General features: G+C 72.1%; 17 protein-coding genes and 1 tRNA gene. 11 read left to right on the top strand and 7 right to left on the bottom strand.

Annotated elements, in window-relative coordinates:
- Positions 1–3: 3 nt before the first annotated feature.
- Positions 4–2,073 (bottom strand): MFS transporter, encoded by a 2,070-nt coding sequence (locus tag IG86_RS0104885; RefSeq protein WP_030819546.1) that lies wholly within the window; start codon positions 2,071–2,073, stop codon positions 4–6.
- A gap of 950 nt (positions 2,074–3,023) precedes the next feature.
- On the opposite strand from IG86_RS0104885, the gene IG86_RS42135 reads away from it, so the two are divergent.
- The gene (locus IG86_RS42135) at positions 3,024–3,197 is read left to right on the top strand and encodes a peptidoglycan-binding domain-containing protein (RefSeq protein WP_078958520.1); all 174 of its coding nucleotides are present in this window, start codon (positions 3,024–3,026) and stop codon (positions 3,195–3,197) included.
- A gap of 180 nt (positions 3,198–3,377) precedes the next feature.
- Positions 3,378–4,079, top strand: coding sequence for an HAD-IA family hydrolase (locus tag IG86_RS0104875; protein WP_030894843.1), 702 nt, complete (start codon positions 3,378–3,380; stop codon positions 4,077–4,079).
- 27 nt (positions 4,080–4,106) lie between these two features.
- Here the strand turns inward: IG86_RS0104875 and IG86_RS0104870 are convergent, their stop codons facing one another.
- Entirely contained in the window at positions 4,107–4,628 is a 522-nt protein-coding gene (locus IG86_RS0104870; RefSeq protein WP_030894841.1) for a DinB family protein, read from the bottom strand.
- A gap of 213 nt (positions 4,629–4,841) precedes the next feature.
- Positions 4,842–5,423, bottom strand: a complete 582-nt coding sequence (locus IG86_RS0104865) for a TMEM165/GDT1 family protein (protein WP_030894837.1) — start codon at positions 5,421–5,423, stop codon at positions 4,842–4,844.
- A 541-nt stretch (positions 5,424–5,964) separates the two neighbouring features.
- Between IG86_RS0104865 and IG86_RS0104860 the strand changes: the two genes are divergently transcribed.
- From IG86_RS0104860 to IG86_RS42855, 4 genes are all read left to right on the top strand, one after another.
- Positions 5,965–6,609: an HNH endonuclease family protein gene (locus tag IG86_RS0104860; RefSeq protein WP_107051840.1), complete on the top strand. Its 645-nt coding sequence runs from the start codon at positions 5,965–5,967 to the stop codon at positions 6,607–6,609.
- Positions 6,610–6,760: 151 nt separating this feature from the next.
- The gene (locus IG86_RS0104855; protein WP_030894834.1) at positions 6,761–8,419 is read left to right on the top strand and encodes an alkaline phosphatase D family protein; all 1,659 of its coding nucleotides are present in this window, start codon (positions 6,761–6,763) and stop codon (positions 8,417–8,419) included.
- Between the two features lie 210 nt (positions 8,420–8,629).
- Entirely contained in the window at positions 8,630–9,274 is a 645-nt protein-coding gene (locus IG86_RS0104850; RefSeq protein WP_030819529.1) for a DedA family protein, read from the top strand.
- Positions 9,275–9,449: 175 nt separating this feature from the next.
- The gene (locus IG86_RS42855) at positions 9,450–9,980 is read left to right on the top strand and encodes a hypothetical protein (RefSeq protein ID WP_157854766.1); all 531 of its coding nucleotides are present in this window, start codon (positions 9,450–9,452) and stop codon (positions 9,978–9,980) included.
- 12 nt (positions 9,981–9,992) lie between these two features.
- On the opposite strand, the gene IG86_RS0104840 is transcribed toward IG86_RS42855, so the two are convergent.
- Positions 9,993–10,217, bottom strand: a complete 225-nt coding sequence (locus tag IG86_RS0104840; RefSeq protein WP_030656990.1) for a DUF2277 domain-containing protein — start codon at positions 10,215–10,217, stop codon at positions 9,993–9,995.
- A 16-nt stretch (positions 10,218–10,233) separates the two neighbouring features.
- A complete protein-coding gene (locus IG86_RS0104835; RefSeq protein WP_167751132.1) occupies positions 10,234–10,893 on the bottom strand; it encodes a TRADD-N-associated membrane domain-containing protein in 660 nt (219 codons plus the stop codon).
- 115 nt (positions 10,894–11,008) lie between these two features.
- On the opposite strand from IG86_RS0104835, the gene IG86_RS45465 reads away from it, so the two are divergent.
- Complete coding sequence (locus IG86_RS45465; protein WP_099895366.1) at positions 11,009–11,083, top strand: 50S ribosomal protein bL37; 75 nt, start codon at positions 11,009–11,011, stop codon at positions 11,081–11,083.
- Positions 11,084–11,264: 181 nt separating this feature from the next.
- Positions 11,265–11,936 carry a DUF4389 domain-containing protein gene (locus tag IG86_RS0104825; RefSeq protein ID WP_030819523.1) on the top strand — a complete coding sequence of 224 codons (672 nt, stop codon included), beginning with the start codon at positions 11,265–11,267 and terminating at the stop codon, positions 11,934–11,936.
- Positions 11,937–11,969: 33 nt separating this feature from the next.
- On the opposite strand, the gene IG86_RS0104820 is transcribed toward IG86_RS0104825, so the two are convergent.
- Positions 11,970–12,806, bottom strand: a complete 837-nt coding sequence (locus tag IG86_RS0104820; protein WP_157854765.1) for a hypothetical protein — start codon at positions 12,804–12,806, stop codon at positions 11,970–11,972.
- 258 nt (positions 12,807–13,064) lie between these two features.
- A tRNA-Val gene (locus IG86_RS0104815) sits at positions 13,065–13,139 on the bottom strand.
- 65 nt (positions 13,140–13,204) lie between these two features.
- Here IG86_RS0104815 and IG86_RS0104810 point away from each other — a divergent pair.
- From IG86_RS0104810 to IG86_RS0104800, 3 genes are all read left to right on the top strand, one after another.
- On the top strand, positions 13,205–14,488 hold the full coding sequence (locus IG86_RS0104810) for a hypothetical protein (RefSeq protein ID WP_030894826.1): 1,284 nt from the start codon (positions 13,205–13,207) through the stop codon (positions 14,486–14,488).
- Between the two features lie 98 nt (positions 14,489–14,586).
- Positions 14,587–15,321 (top strand): DUF4383 domain-containing protein, encoded by a 735-nt coding sequence (locus IG86_RS38340; protein ID WP_030819506.1) that lies wholly within the window; start codon positions 14,587–14,589, stop codon positions 15,319–15,321.
- Between the two features lie 53 nt (positions 15,322–15,374).
- On the top strand, positions 15,375–15,596 hold the full coding sequence (locus IG86_RS0104800; protein ID WP_030819504.1) for an FmdB family zinc ribbon protein: 222 nt from the start codon (positions 15,375–15,377) through the stop codon (positions 15,594–15,596).
- Positions 15,597–15,614: the final 18 nt, after the last annotated feature.

Below are 15,614 nucleotides of genomic sequence, written 5' to 3'. Positions count from 1 at the left end.
CCCCTAGGGGGCGGCGTGGTCGCGCCGGGGCTCGGCGTCGTAGGGCTCTTCGGCGTCGGATCCGCACAGTTCGGTGTTGATCTCCTCGACCAGTTTGACCAGGTCGGTCGGCCGGTCGGGGCCCCACCAGTCGCCGAGCAGTTCGGCGAGGGACTCCTGCCGGGCGTCGCTGAGCTTCGCGGCGGCCTCGCTGCCCTGTTCGGTCAGGACCAGCGGGAGCCCGTCCCGGACGGCGAGTCCGCGTTCCTCGATCTGGCGGGCGGCGTCCGTGATGACCTTCAGCGGCACGTTGACGCGCTCGGCCAGCAGTGCGGGTTCCGCCGAGCCGTATTTGTTGATCCGCAGCAGCAGCCAGCTGGAGGCGGGCAGCAGGTCGTAGCCGGCCTTCTCGGTGATCTTCTCGTAGACGTGGCGTCGGCCTTCGCGGGTGCCGAGGACGGTCAGCGCGCGGGCGACCTCGTCGTGGGAGGAGCGGTGGACGGGGTTGGAGGCCAGGGTCTCGGTCACGTCGGGCGCGGTGACGGAGGCGCGGAGCTTGTCCTCCTTCAGGAAGCAGGCCAGCACGAAGGCGATCAGGACGACGGGCACGGCGTAGAGGAAGACGTCGGTGATGGCGGTGGCGTAGGCGTCGAGGACGCGCGGGCGGAGGTCGGCGGGCAGGGCGCCGATGGACCGGGGGTCCGCCTCCAGCTGGGGGATGCCGGCGTCGGCGGGCAGGGTGACACCGGCCAGCGAGGCGGCCAGTTTGTCGTCGAGCTGGTTGGTGAAGACCGTGCCGAAGATCGCGACGCCGAAGGAGGCGCCGATGGAGCGGAAGAAGGTGGCACCGGAGGTGGCGACGCCGAGGTCGGCGTAGCTGACGGCGTTCTGCACGACGAGGACGAGGACCTGCATGACCAGGCCGAGTCCGGCGCCGAAGACGAAGAAGTAGAGGCTCATCTCCCAGGTGGAGCTGGTGCGGTGCAGCTGATGGAGGAGGAGCAGGCCGATGGCGGTGACGGCGGTTCCGGCCAGCGGGAAGACCTTCCAGCGGCCGGTCCGGCTGACGATCTGGCCGGAGGCGGTGGAGGAGATGAGCATGCCGATGACCATCGGCAGCATGTGGACGCCGGACATGGTCGGTGAGACGCCCTGGACGATCTGGAGGAAGGTCGGCAGGTAGACCATCGCCCCGAACATCGCGAAGCCCACGACGAAGCTGATCGCCGAGCAGAGGGTGAAGGTGCGGATGCGGAAGAGCCCCAGAGGCAGGACGGGTTCGGCGGCCTTGCGCTCGACGAGGAGGAAGGCGGCGAGCAGCAGGACGCCGAGGAGGGCGACGCCGATGATCCGGGCCGAGCCCCAGCCCCAGGTGGCGCCGAGGGAGGCGACGAGGACGAGGCAGGTGGCGACGCATGCGATGAGGAAGGTGCCGAGGTAGTCGATGGTGTGTTTCGAGGGGCGTGCCGGTATGTGCAGCGCGGCGGCGATGACGACGAGGGCGACGAGACCGATGGGGAGGTTGATGTAGAAGACCCAGCGCCAGGAGAGGTTGTCGACGAACAGGCCGCCCAGCAGTGGGCCCAGCACGCTGGTCGCGCCGAAGACGCCGCCGAAGAGGCCCTGGTACCTGCCGCGTTCGCGGGGCGGGACGATGTCGCCGACGATCGCCATCGACAGCACGATCAGTCCCCCGCCGCCCAGGCCCTGGAGGGCTCGGAAGCCGATGAGCTGGGGCATGTCCTGGGCCAGTCCGCACAGTGCCGACCCGATCAGGAAGAGGACGATGGCGTACTGGAAGAGCTTCTTGCGTCCGTACTGGTCGCCGAGCTTGCCCCACAGGGGGGTGGCGGCGGTGGCGGCGAGCATGTAGGCGGTGACGACCCAGGACAGGTGGGCCATGCCGCCGAGGTCGCTGACGATGGTCGGCAGGGCGGTGGAGACGATGGTCTGGTCGAGTGCCGCGATCAGCAGGCCCAGGAGCAGTGCGCCGATGGGAACGAGCACCTCGCGTGCGCTGTGCTCGCCGGCGGGGCCGGACTTCTGCGGGCCGGGCAGGGGGTCCACGGCACCTTTGGTCGCATCCTGAGCCATCGATTCCTCCTCCGGCCGGATCAACATCTCCATCCTGAGCGGTGTGTCCGGTTATGGCCTCTCGGGCGGTTGGGAGGGCCGCGGCGGGTCTGCATAATCGCAGGCAATAAGCCAGGGAGGGAGTCCCAGTGAACGGTGAGCACTGTCCAAATTGCGACGCTGCCGGCGCCGCCTGCGGGTGTGCGCCGGGTGTGGGGTTCAACCCTCTGCGCATCCGTCCGTACGTGACGTTGTCCGACCCCGGTGAGCTTCCCGCCGAGCCCGGGCAGTCGTCCCCGCAGCCCGTGTCCGATGTGGTGACTCCCCCGCCCGCGCCCGCGCCTGCGCCCGCGCCCGCGCCTGCGCCGCAGTCGGCCGCGGCGGAGGACGACACTCCGGCTTACGGGATACCCGTGGCGCCTGCGGCGGGGCCGTGGCAGGACGGCCCGGCGCACGCGCCGCTCCCGGCGGAGACGATGCGGCTCCGCGCGGTCCCGTCAGCGGGCCGCGCGTCGGGCCCCGCGTCGGGCGGAACACAAGAGGGATGGGGCGGGGGCGGGGGCGGGGGCCCGGAGGGGCGGTCCGGTTCCGCTTTCCGCCGCCGGCCGTTGGCGCTGCTGATCGGGGCCGCGGCGACGGTGGCCCTCAGTGGCACGGCCGTGGCGGTGTGGGTGCTGCCCGCTTCCACGGACGGTGATGCGACGTTGCTGGACGCGAAGGCGTCTGCGCCCGCCGTGAGCGCGGCTCCGGTCGCACCGTCCGGCAGCCCGAGCAACGGCAGCGCGTCCCCGTCGGCCTCCAAGTCGCCGACCGCGTCGAAGTCGGCGTCGCCGTCCGCGTCGCCGAGCCCGTCCCGTTCCGCGTCCTCCGCGCCCCCGTCGCCGAGTGCTTCGCCCAGTGCGACCCGTGCGTCCAGTTCGCCGCCGCCCGCGCAGGCGCCCGTTCTCCGCTACGGGGACTCCGGTCCGGAGGTGGAGAAGCTCCAGCGGCTGCTGGCGGCGCAGGGGCTGTACCGGGGCAAGTTCCACGGAAAGTTCGACTGGAGGGTCGAAGAAGCGCTGTCGGACTTCCAGTACGACCACCGGATCGACCCGCAGGAGTGGGGCGTCTACGGACCCCTCACCCGCAAGGCGCTGGAGGGGTAGGTCGCGGGCGGGGGCCGAGCGGGGCATGGGCCGGACGAGGCGACAGGGGTCACACGCCCGCGAGTGGCGCAGACCATCCCCAGTTTTGTATCGTGTGGGAACAAAGTGGTTCCGTCCTCACTCCCTGACCGGTGGACGGAACCACTTGTTCTCTTTTCCCGCCCGTCTGGAGCCCCGTCTATGCCGGCCAGCACCACCACCGCACCCGCAGTACTCACCGCCAAGGCCCTGCTCCTCGACATGGACGGCACGATCGTCAACTCCGACGCGGTGGTCGAACGCTGCTGGCGCGACTGGGCGGTCTCCCACGGGCTGGACCCGCAGGAGGCCCTGAAGGTGGTCCACGGCCGCCAGGGCTACGCCACCATGGCCGTCCTGCTGCCGGACCGCCCCATGGAGGTCAACCTCGCCGAGAACGCGGTCATGCTGGCGCGCGAGACCGCCGACACCGACGGTGTGGTCCCCGTGGCGGGCGCCCCCGCTTTCATGGCCGCGCTCGACGGCCTGCCGCACGCCCTGGTCACGTCCGCCGACGCCGCTCTCGCCACCGCCCGGATGACGGCCGCCGCGCTCCCGATGCCCGCGGTACGGGTGACGGCCGAGTCCGTCGGCGCCAGCAAGCCGGACCCCGAGGGCTTCCTCAAGGGTGCCGCCGCCCTGGGCGTGGACCCGGCCGACTGCATCGTCTTCGAGGACTCGGCCGCGGGCATCACCGCCGGCCGCGCGGCGGGCATGCGCGTGATCGGCGTGGGTCCCCGCGCCGCCGCGCACGGCCCGACGGTGCACGTCCAGGACCTGACGTCCCTCGCCGTCACGAGCGGCCCAGACGGCTCGATACGCATCACGGTGCGGCCGGAGCCCCAGGACGCGCCCGCACGGTAGCGGCGCCCCGAACGGGCACATGCCGGCCTACTGCCCCACGCGCCCGTCGATGCGCTCCCGCAGCAGGTCCGCGTGGCCGTTGTGCCGCGCGTACTCCTCGATCATGTGGACCAGTACCTCGCGGAGCTCCATGGGCTCGCCGCCGCAGTCGCCCGTGACGCCCATGCCGGGAGCCTGCGCGACGAGCCGTTCGGCGAAGGCGACCTCGGCCCGCCAGGTCGCCCACGCGTCCGCGACCAGCGCGGGATCGGCCGCCGCGCCGGTGAACTCCCCTGCCGGCTCCGTCTCCGAGCGGTAGTGCCGGCGTACCTCCTGGCCCGCCATGACCTGCCGGAACCAGTACTGCTCGACGCCCGCGAGGTGGCGTACGAGACCCAGCAGGGACAGGTCGGAGGGTTCCACCGAGCGCCGGGCCAGGGCTTCCGCGTCGAGGCCCGCGCACTTGAGCTCCAGCGTGATCCGCTGGTCGCGCAGGTAGCCGGCGAGCACGTCCCGCTCGCCCCGGAACCCTCCGTCGGTACGGGTGTCCTCGTCGGGGTGGACGAACATGTTGGACCAGCCGAAACGGCGGTCCGGGGCGGGCGCGGGACCGGGGCCGGGGCCGGGGCCGACGGCAGGGCCGGGCCCGGCGGGGGAGGTCGAGTCGATCACGCGCCGAGCGTGCCCCTCGGCCCCGCCCTCCGCAACGGAGTTTCCGCCACCGCCACCCGGCCCCGGCCCCGGTCCCGGACCGGGACCGGGACCGGGCCCGGGCCCCGTACGTCAGCCCGCGATCGCCTCGTACAGCGAGAACGCGGCCAGCGCCGCCATCACGGCCGCAGCGACCTTGGTGATCAGCCGCAGCGGTACGTACTTCATCAGCGTGCGGCCGCCCAGGATGCCGATGCCCGCGACCGCCCACAGGGCCAGCACGGCGCCGCTGCCGACGGATACGGGGTCGTCGTACCGTGCCGCCAGGTTGGCCGTCATGATCTGGGTCAGGTCACCGAACTCCGCGACCAGGATCAGCATGAAGCCGGCCCCCGAGACCTTCCAGAACGACTGGTCGGCGGGCGGCTTGATCTCCTCGTCCCCGTCGTCCTTCTTCAGGAGCAGCATGGCCGCGCCCAGGAGGAAGAGGACGCCGACGACGGCCTGGACGAGGCGGTGCGGGAGCAGGGTCAGCACGCTGCCCGCGGCGATGGCGAGGGCCACGTGCACGGCGAAGGCGGCGGCGACGCCCGCGAAGACGTAGGAGGCGCGGTAGCGCGTGCCGAGCATCAGGCCGGCGAGGGCCGTCTTGTCGGGAAGTTCGGCAAGGAAGACGACGCCGAAGGCGATCGCCGTGATGCTGAAGCTGAACACGGGGGTGGAACCTCAATCGGTCGGGCAGGGCGCCATCGGTACCGAGAGACCTAGGGGTGTGTCAGGGGTCGCTTCGGCTCGGCGGCGCCCTGGCTTGCGCGTGCGCGTACGGAACGCGCCCACGCCGGGACAGGACACTGCGGCCAAAGGTCTCGCTGGCCGACCGCTGTGCGCGGTCTGCCTCCGGGCGCCGGCTGGGTGACCCAGCAGTATGTCGACGGTCCGGCGAAGAGCTACTCCCCTTCTGCTCCGAACAGAGTACGCGACGCCGGTGGCGGGCCGGAATGGGCCTTTGGTCCCGGCCTGCCCCGCCCTGCCCGGGCCTCGTCCGCCTCCCTGCGCCGGTCGAGCCACCCGATCACGTCGGAATCTCAACTTCCATTTAAATCAGGGGCCTTGCGCGGCTTGATGTGACGTGCTCATGTCGCCACGCTGTCACCTGGCGCCCATCCCCTCGCAACCCGGTGGCGCCAGCATGGCCACGCCCCGCCGGGGCGACACGGCCCGACCCCCCGCACCCAGGGAGCCCCTCATGGCACTCATACCCAACGTCTACGCGCGTCGAATTGGCGTGCTCGCGTCAGCAGCTGCGCTGGCCGCGCTCACCTCCCTCGTCAACGCCCCGACCGCCGCGGCCGCCCCGCCCACCCCCATGAGCGCCTCGGCCGCCCGCGCGTACCTGGCGACGGTCACGCCGAAGACGGAGGGGTCCACCAGCGGGTACAGCCGCGACCTCTTCCCGCACTGGAGCACCGTCTCCGGCTCCTGCAACACCCGCGAGACCGTGCTGAAGCGGGACGGCGTGAACGTCGTCCAGGACTCCGCCTGCGCCGCGGTGAGCGGAAGCTGGTACTCGGAGTACGACGGCGCCACCTGGACGGTCGCCACCGACCTCGACATCGACCACGTCGTCCCGCTCGCCGAGGCCTGGCGTTCCGGCGCCTCCTCCTGGACCACGTCCAAGCGCCAGCAGTTCGCCAACGACCTCACCCGCCCCCAGCTCATCGCGGTCACCGACAACGTCAACCAGGCCAAGGGCGACCTCGACCCCGGCAAGTGGCTGCCGCCGCGGACCGCCTACCGCTGTACGTACGCGCGGATGTGGGTCAACGTGAAGCAGTACTGGGGCCTGAGCATGGACTCGGGCGAGAAGACGGCACTGGTGAACGTCCTGAACGGCTGCTGACGGACCACTTTTCGCCCCGGCAGGCACGCCGCCGGCTCGCTGCCGGCTCGCCGCCGGCCCTGCGGGTCGATCTCTCCCCCGCCAGGGGGAGGCGTCGCTCCCCCTCCCCGTCGTACCGTGATCGAAGGGGCTACGGAGGAGGGGGAGTTGCATGGCCGGATTGCGTCTGGGGCCGCTGCTGCGCCACGTCGACTGGGAAACGGGCGGGGCGGCCACCATATGGGTCGAGGCCGACCGCCCGTGCACGGCCGAGGTGCGGTGCGCGGACGGGGCCGGCGGCAGCGCGCGGACCTTCCAGATAGCCGGACACCACTACGCGCTGGTGCCGGTGACCGGTCTGACCCCGGGCGCCACGACGCCCTATGAGGTGCTGCTCGACGGACGGCAGGTGTGGCCACTGCCCGACAGCGGCTTCCCTCCGAGCACGATCAGCACTCCGGTCGTGGCGGGCCCGGGGCGGCCCGGGCCCGGGCTGCGCGTCAGCTTCGGTTCCTGCCGTCAGGCCGCGCCGCCCGCCGGCCGGCGCGGGCCGCACGGCGCGGACGCGCTCGACACCCTCGCGGCGCGGCTGGCCGCGGATCCGGAGTCGGAGCGCCCGGACCTGCTGCTCCTGCTGGGCGACCAGGTGTACGCCGACGCCCTGTCGCGGGAGACCCGCCAGTGGCTCGCCGCCCGCCGGGATCTGCGGGAGGCGCCCGGCGCCCAGGTCGCGGACTACGAGGAGTACACCCGGCTCTATTACGAGTCGTGGCTCGACCCGGAGATCCGCTGGCTGTTGTCGACGGTGCCGAGCCTGCACATATTCGACGACCACGACGTCATCGACGACTGGAACACGAGCGCGGCGTGGCTCGCGGAGATGCGGGCGACGCCGTGGTGGCGGGAGCGTGTGCTCAGCGGCCTGATGTCGTACTGGGTGTACCAGCACCTGGGCAATCTCTCGCCGGCCGAGCTGGCGGCCGACGGGCTGTACGGGGCGGTCCGTGAGGATCCCGACGGCACCGACGCGCTACGGGCCTTCGCGTCCGCGGCGGACGCCGATCCGGCCACGGTGCGCTGGAGCTACCGGCGTGACTTCGGGCGGACGCGGCTGCTGATGGTGGACACGCGCGCCGCGCGGGTGCTGGCCGAGGACGGGCGCGCGATGCTCGATCCGGCGGAGCAGCAGTGGCTGCGCGAGAACGCCCTCGCCGGGCACGGGGGTTACGACCACCTGCTGATCGGGTCCTCGCTGCCCTGGCTGATGCCGCCGCTGATCCATGACGCGGAGACGTGGAATGCGGCGCTGTGCCGCGGGGAGCGCGGGCCGCGGTGGGCCCGGATCGGTGAGGACCTGCGGCGGCGCAGCGATCTGGAGCACTGGGCGGCGTTCCCGGCGTCGTTCGCGGCGCTGACGGATCTGATCGAGGAGGTGGGGACGGGGCCGCGGGCGCCGGCGACGGTGTGTGTGCTGTCGGGGGACGTGCACCACGCGTATGTGGCCGAGCCCCGAATACCGAGCACGGCGCGGGTGTTCCAGCTGACCTGCTCGCCGGTTCACAATTCCATTCATACCGTGGTGAAGTGGGGCTTTCGGCTGGGCTGGTCGCGGATGGGCCGGTGGCTGGGGCGCGGTTTCTCCCTGCACGGGCGGACGGGTCGGCCGCCGCTGAACTGGCGGCGTACGGGCGGTCCCTGGTTCGGGAACCAGCTGATGACGCTGGCGTTGTCCGGGCGGACGGCGCGGTTGCGACTGGATCAGGCGCGCAAGAAGCGGGAGGGGGCCCGTCTGGTGACGGTGCTGGACCGGGAGCTCACGGCGGCGGAGTAGGTGAACCGCTCCGGCCGGGTGGCGGGGTCTGACGGCGGGGCCGGGTGGGTGGCGGTGGCGTGGGCACGGCTGTGGTGCACGGTCCGCCCCGGGCTCCCGGGGCGGGAGTGCCGGGCGTACGCTGTATGGCTGTCAGCCGCCCCTGCCGCTCCCCCGCGACGTCGCGGCGCTTCATGCCGCAGCACGTCAACCGGACTGGGGAGTCCCGCTTTGTTTGAGACTTTGGGGTCGCTGACCGCGAGCCCATGGATCTACGCCCTGGTGGCGGTGTCCATCGTGCTCGACGTCTTCCTTCCGGTGCTGCCGAGCGGGGTACTGGTGATCACCGCCGCGGCGGCAGCGGCGGCCGCGGCCGGGACGGCCGGCCCGGTGCCGGTACCGGTTCCCGAGCAGGTGCCGGACATCCTGCTGCTGCTCGTGATCGCGACGACGGCGTCGGTGCTGGGTGACATGGCCGCGTTCCGGCTGGCCCGGCACGGCGGCGCCCGGCTGGACCGGGCCATCGCCCGCTCGCGTCGGCTGACGCGCGCCCAGGAGCGCCTGGGTACGGCCCTCGCGCGGGGCGGCGGCGCCCTGGTGGTCATCGCCCGCTTCGCCCCGGCGGGACGCTCGGTGGTGTCCCTGGGCGCGGGCAAGACCCAGCGCAAGGTGGCGGAGTTCCTGCCCTGGTCGGTCCTGGCGGGCATGGCGTGGGCCGGGTACAGCGTGGCGCTGGGCTACTTCGGCACCCGGTGGCTGGGTACCCAGTGGCTCGGCACGGCCGTGTCGATCGTCGCGCTGTTCGCCGCGGGCGCGCTCGCGGCGTTCCTGGTGCGCCGGCCGCCCTCGGCTGCGGCCGCGACCCCGGCGGCGTAGGCCGTCCGCGGCCCAGGGTGGGCTCCCCCGGGCGGAGCAGTGGCTCACCCGTTCACCCGGCCCCGATCGCCGCCTCCGGGATGGGCTCCTAGCGTCCAGAGGACGGTGCGCAACCGAATCCGCGTCACATCCGTGGCCTGGCCGCGCCGTTTCGAGGAGCCGAGGAGTTCTCTCCATGCCCGCCACGCCGCTCGCCCAGCCGCCGGCCACCGCGCCCCGCTCGCGGTCCGCCGCTCCGCGCCGTCTGATGACCGCCGCGGCCGCCGCCCTCATCGTCACCGCCGCCACGCCCGTCACGCTCGCCCACGCCGCCCCTTCCGCCACCGTCTCCCCCACCACGGTCGCCCCGGGCGGCCGGGTCGCCCTGAACGTCCAGGGGTGCGGGACCAAGGTCGCCAGGGTCACGTCGACCGCGTTCAGCGAGGTACGGCTGTCCCCCGGAAACCTCGAGGCCACCAACCTCTACGGCAACGCCACCGTCTTCAACAACGCGAGCCCCGGCACGCACCGGGTCCTCTTCGAGTGCGGCGGGCCGGGCGGCGAGCGCGTCACCGTCTCCCTCCAGGTCACCCCCGGCGCGGCGCGCGGCGGGACGGGCGGCAGCGTCGGCTCCATGAGCACGGCCCAGATCGCCGTCGGCGGCACCCTCGCCGCGGGCGCCCTGATCGCCGGCGTGTGGGTGCTGCGCCGGCGCGCCGCCGCGTAGCGCGGCCCGGGATCACGCGGGGGCGGCCTGCCCCCGTACGTGCACGCCGTCGAGCAGGGCCGCGGTGGCCTCGGCGATGGCGTCCACGGCCTCGTCGAACACCTCGCGGTTGTGCGCGGCGGGCACCCGGAATCCGGACACCTTCCGTACGTACTGCAGGGCTGCGGCCCGGATCTCCTCCTCGGTCGCCTTTTCGGGGATGGCGGGCGGACGCAGGGTCTTAATCGATCGGCACATGTCTCCACTATCCCGCTCACCGGGGCAGCTCGGCCCCGGAAAGCTTCATGATCAGTCCGGCCTGGAGGCGGGCCCGCAGCTCCGGGTCGTCGACCGTTTCCAGCAGAGCGATGGCCTGCTGGGTCGTCTCGGCGGCCCGGCGGTCGTCGCGCAGCGACGCGGTCTGGTCGGCCATGTGCTGCAGCGCGATGTCGGCCCGCCGGTGGAAGAGCTGCCCGATCAGGGTCGTGACCAGGCCCGTCGCGCTGGTGACGATGGCGAGGTACAGCTCCCCACCGGTTTCGGCCTTCCGGACGGCCAGCCCGATGCCGACGAGCAGGATCGCCGCTCCGGCGCCGGCGAACCGCTGGCTGGTCCCGAAGCTGCTGCGGGCCTGCGTGAGCCCGTAGGCGTAGTACTCGACGAGGATCGGCGTGAAGTCGTCCCGCCGGTCTCCGAGCTGCGCGGGCGGACTCCGGCGGCCCCCGACGTCCTCGAACTTCCGGGACCCCGGCACGGCGGTCGGCGGCCCTCCCTCAGGACCGGGCGCTTCGGCGAGGTGGGCGAGCAGTCGCGCCCGCTCCTCGTCGCGCTTGCGCTCGAAGCCCGCCCCCAGGGAGCGCTCCGTCATCGCCAGTACCAGCGCGGCCACGACCACCGCCGCGCCCACCGCGCCCCATGCGAGCCACTCGCCCATCTCCCGACGATCCCACGCCCTGTCGCACCGGCCAAGAGGCCCTGATGCGGACGTCCCGGCCCGCGCCTAGACTGGCGGCGTCATGAAGGTCACCGAGAGTAGGGAGACTGTCACCATGGCCAAGCGAGGCAACAAGAAGCGGGCCCGCAAGAAGAAGAAGGCCAACCACGGCAAGCGCCCCAACGCCTGAGCCGTCCGAAAGACCCCCGACCCCCACCGGGCCGGGGGTCTTCGCGTGTCACCCGAATGCGTACCGGTCAAGTCACGGATTTCCCTGCCACGCGATCCAGTGGCATGACGCGCATCTCCTCCGCGGGGCGTAATGGCGGACAAGCAATTACCGTCCCCGCGCAAGAAATGATGTGACCGTCATGCTTTCCACTCCCTCCTACCCCCTGCGCGTCGAAGCGACGCCGGATCCCCTGCTCACCCGCTGGATGTGGCTGTTCAAGTGGATCTTTGCCATCCCCCACTACATCGTGCTGCTCTTCCTGCAGGTCGGCTTCCTGCTGGTGAGCGTGGTCGCGTTCTTCTGCATCCTCGTCACCGGCCGCTATCCGCGACCCCTCTTCGATTTCAGCGTCGGCGTCATACGCTGGAGCACACGCGTCCAGTACTACTGCTCCATGGTGCTCGCCACCGACAAATATCCGCCGTTCACCCTCAAGGACGTTCCGGAATACCCGGTCCGCGTGGACGTCGCCTATCCGGAGCGGCTTTCCCGCTGGCTGGTCCTGGTCAAGTGGCTCCTGGTCATCCCGCAATTTCTGGTGGTCGGCATGCTGGTCACCAGCGGCCGGAGCGCGTACCACTACATGGAGGACTACAGCCCCTTCTCCGGTCTCATCGGCCTGCTGTCCCTCGTCGCGGTGCTGATCCTGGCCTTCACCGGGCACTACCCGCGGGGCCTGTTCGACCTCCTCATGGGCCTGGTCCGCTGGACGCTGCGCGTCCTCGCCTACGCATTCCTCATGACCGACAAGTACCCCCCGTTCCGCCTGGACTTGGGCGGCCCCGAACCCACCACGGCGACCAGCAGATAGACCGCCTGGCGGCAGGCGTCTGAGAGCCCGGCCCTACAAGCCGGGCGGAGCGTGCAGCTCGATCTTGGCGGCGCGCACGAAGCGCTCTTCTTTCTCACGGAACCGCTGAACGGCATCAAGGTACGAACTGCTGAAGGCCGGAGGACGAGACGTCCATCCCTCCAACAGGGCTCTGAACTCGTCGTCGTCCAGAGTGCCGGGCGGAAGTGCGCTCCGGGCGTCGCTACAGGACCGCGTGCTCCGCCCGGTCGGCTCGTCCTGCTCTGAGGGGCCGTTGGAGCGGAGGCCGGCGAGCGCCTCCATGAGCCTCCCGGCAGCGGCGCTCACGTCTGCCGACTCGTCCAGCATGCGGCCGAGCTTGCCCCACGCTCGCTCGTAGGTTGCCTGCTTCCCAAGCTGGTACCCGATCATTTGGGCGGCGTCCGTCATTCCTGCTGCAGGGGCGGCCACATCGTCAGGCCCTTCCAGCTCAATGACTGTTTGGGCCGCCTTGAGGCTCACGAGGGCGTCGTCCAGGGCGTTCTTCCCGGCTCTGATGGTCTCCGGCGACAGGTCCGACTCGTTGTCCCTGACGAATCCCTCGCCCAGCTCCTGCACTCGATTCGCCGCAAGGAGGAAAGAGGCGTAGGCGTCCCGTTGGATACCGCGACGCCACTGCAAGTGAGCAGCGTTCGCCTGAGCGCGAACCGCATCCAGTGCCGCACGATACGCAGACTCGGCCTGTGCCAGCCCCGCCTCGCTGGTGGCTTCGGCCGTACGCAATGCGGCCTTCATCTGCCATCGGCCCACCAGCACGCTCGCCGGAATCGCCACGGCCGCCACGACGGCCGCAGACAGCGCCCCTATCCCCTCGAAATCCATGCTGGTCATGGTGCCGCAACCCGAAGTGCGAGGTCGCACGCCCCTGGCAGCTGCGCCGACCCCGCACGCCTGCTGCCCGCCTCGGCGTCGGATGCGGTCTGCCTGCAGCAGGGGCACCGGTGGAGTGGACGTCCTCTTCAGTGCTCGTCGGCCTCGGTTCTGCGAAGGCGCCGGCCGACAGGACGCCGAGGTCCAGGGTGCGTTCGCGGCGCCGTCACCCGAAGCCGTCAAAGGCCCCCAACCAAGATCGGTTGGGGGCCTTTTGACTGGTGGGCGCGGACGGTTTCGAACCGCCGACATCTGCTTTGTAAGAGCAGCGCTCTACCCCTGAGCTACGCACCCGTGGATGAGTGGACAGCCTACATGCCGGGCACACCCCCCACGCAAACCGGTTCCCGTGGGAGAGAATGGACCGGGGCATGGCGGACACGTACGGGAGAGGGACTGTGACGACGGCATCCCGGCGGTGGTTCGGTGGGCGGGACGAGAGTCGGCGGGCGGATGCGCAGGCGGCCAAGGATGCCGCTGCGGCCGCGTTCTACGAGCTGGACACGGCGCAGCGGGATCTGCGGATCTCGATCGAGACGATCGCCGCGGCGGACGGGTCGCCCGCCGCGCGGCAGGCGACCGAGGGGTTCGCCGCGCTCGGGCAGCGCATCGACCAGGTCAGCCACGTCTACATCGAGGCGGTCGACGCGCACGATCTGGACCGGGCGGAGTTGGAGGCCTCGGTGGCCACGCGCGCGCGGGACCAGCTGACCCGGGCTCGCGATGAACTCCTGCGGGTCAAGGGGGAGCTGGAGCGGTTCGCGCAGGGTCTGCAGCCGTTGCTGGACAAGGCCGAGACGCAGCTCGCGCGGGTCGCGCCGGCCCGGGAGCGGGCCAGGGCCGCGCTGATCGGAGCCAGTGACGCGCTGGACGCCGTACGGGCCAAGGGGATGCGGGCCGACGACCTGGCGGCGCGGCTGGCGGCGCTGGGGCCGGAGCTGACCAAGCTGAACCAGGGCGCGGCCCTGCACGGGGTGCAGGAGACGGTGCAGCGCGCCGACCGGATCCTGCGCGACGCGGAGGCCATACGGGCCGAGGCGGCGCGGCTGCCCGAGCGAGCGGCGGAGATCGACCGGCGGCTGGTGAGCCTGCGGACGCGGGCGCAGGCGTTGCGCAACCGGGCGGACCGGGTGGATCCGGTACTGAGCGAGCTGCGCAGGCGGTTCAGTGCGGCGTGCTGGCAGGACCTCCAGCACGTGCCGGACGAGGCGGCGCGGGACGTGTCGCGGGCCGAGGAGCAGCTGCGGGAGGCGGGCGTGGCCCGTGACGAGCAGCGCTGGGCCGACGTGGGGGCCCTGATCGAGGCGGTCCGTGGTGCGCTGGACTCGACGGACGGGGCGGTGTCGGCGGCGCAGGACCGGCTGACGCGGCTGGAGGCGGTGGCGCGGGACCCGCAGGCGGAGGTCGACCGTACCCGCTTCGCCATCCGGGACGCGCAGCGGCTGGCGATGGCGGGCCGCAGTGTGCCCGATCCGCGGCACGCGCGGCCGCTGGACGATGCGGTGGCGCGGGTGGGCCGGGCGCTGGAAGGGCTGGAGGGGCGGCATCCGGACTACTGGGCGTTCCTCCAGGAGATGGAGGCCGTCCGGGCTTCGGTGAACCGGGTGGTGAGCGGGATCCGGGAGGAGCGCGGCCAGGGCTAGGGCGAAGGACACGGCCTGGCGCTGGGTGCTCGCCCTGCTTGTCGCGGGGCGGGTGGCGACGGATGCTGGGGGTACGGGACGGAGCAGAGGAGGCCTCCATGGCTGCCCACACCTTCCACAAGCCGCGTGCGTCCCAGGCACCACCGCCGGTGTCCCACGCGCCGTACGCGCCTCATGCGGCGTACGGGTGCACCGAGCCCCATGAGCATTACGCGCCCTACGTCGCCCACGAGCCGTACGGGACGAGCGTGCCGCCGGACCCGCACCCGATCGGGCGGCGGGTGCAGCGCGCTCTGCATCCGGTCAATGCCCGGCTCGACGAGCACCTGCCCGCCGATCACAAGCTCAGCCAGGTGTACCGGGTCGGGGCGGGGCTGACCGGTCTGCTGCTGGTGGTGTTCGGGATCCTGGGCATCGTCGACCGGATCGGGTTCTTCGACACGGGCGGCGACACGGTGCTGGCGCTGAACACCAACGGCGCGCTGAGCGTCCTGTCGATCTGCATCGGCGGTCTCCTGGTCGCCGGGATGGTGGTGGGCGGGACCTTCGCGTCGACGCTGAACATCGTGCTGGGCGTGCTGTTCATCGCGAGCGGGTTCGTGAACCTCGCCCTGCTCGACACGGGGCTGAACTTCCTGGCCTTCGAGATCCAGAACGTGCTGTTCAGCTTCGTCGTCGGCGTGATGCTGATGTGGTTCGGGATGTACGGGCGGGTGGGCAGCGCGCTGCCGCACGACAATCCGTACTGGCGTGCCCGGCACCCCGAGCAGGCGGCCCGGGAGGACCGGGCCCGCGCCGCGCGCGGACCGATCGCGCGGCCCGACACCCCCTAGAGCCGGAGCCGGGGCCGTAGCGAACGGGCGGCGGGCGCGCTTAGCCTGTGCGCATGCCTCGTTACGAATTCCGCTGCCGGACCTGCGACGACACCTTTGAGGTCAGCCGTCCCATGGCCGAGTCCTCCGCCCCCGCCGACTGCCCGGCCGGGCACGCCGACACCGTCAAGCTGCTGTCCGCCGTCGCCGTGGGCGGGTCGGGCAGCGCCCCGGCGCCCGCCCGCCCCATGGGCGGAGGCGGCGGGGGCTGCTGCGGTGGCGGCGGCTGCGGCTGACGCGGCGGCCGGCCCCGG

Origin of the sequence: Streptomyces virginiae, from assembly GCF_000720455.1 — a bacterium.
Taxonomy (GTDB): domain Bacteria; phylum Actinomycetota; class Actinomycetes; order Streptomycetales; family Streptomycetaceae; genus Streptomyces; species Streptomyces virginiae.
This window is presented reverse-complemented; position numbering and strand designations above follow the sequence as displayed.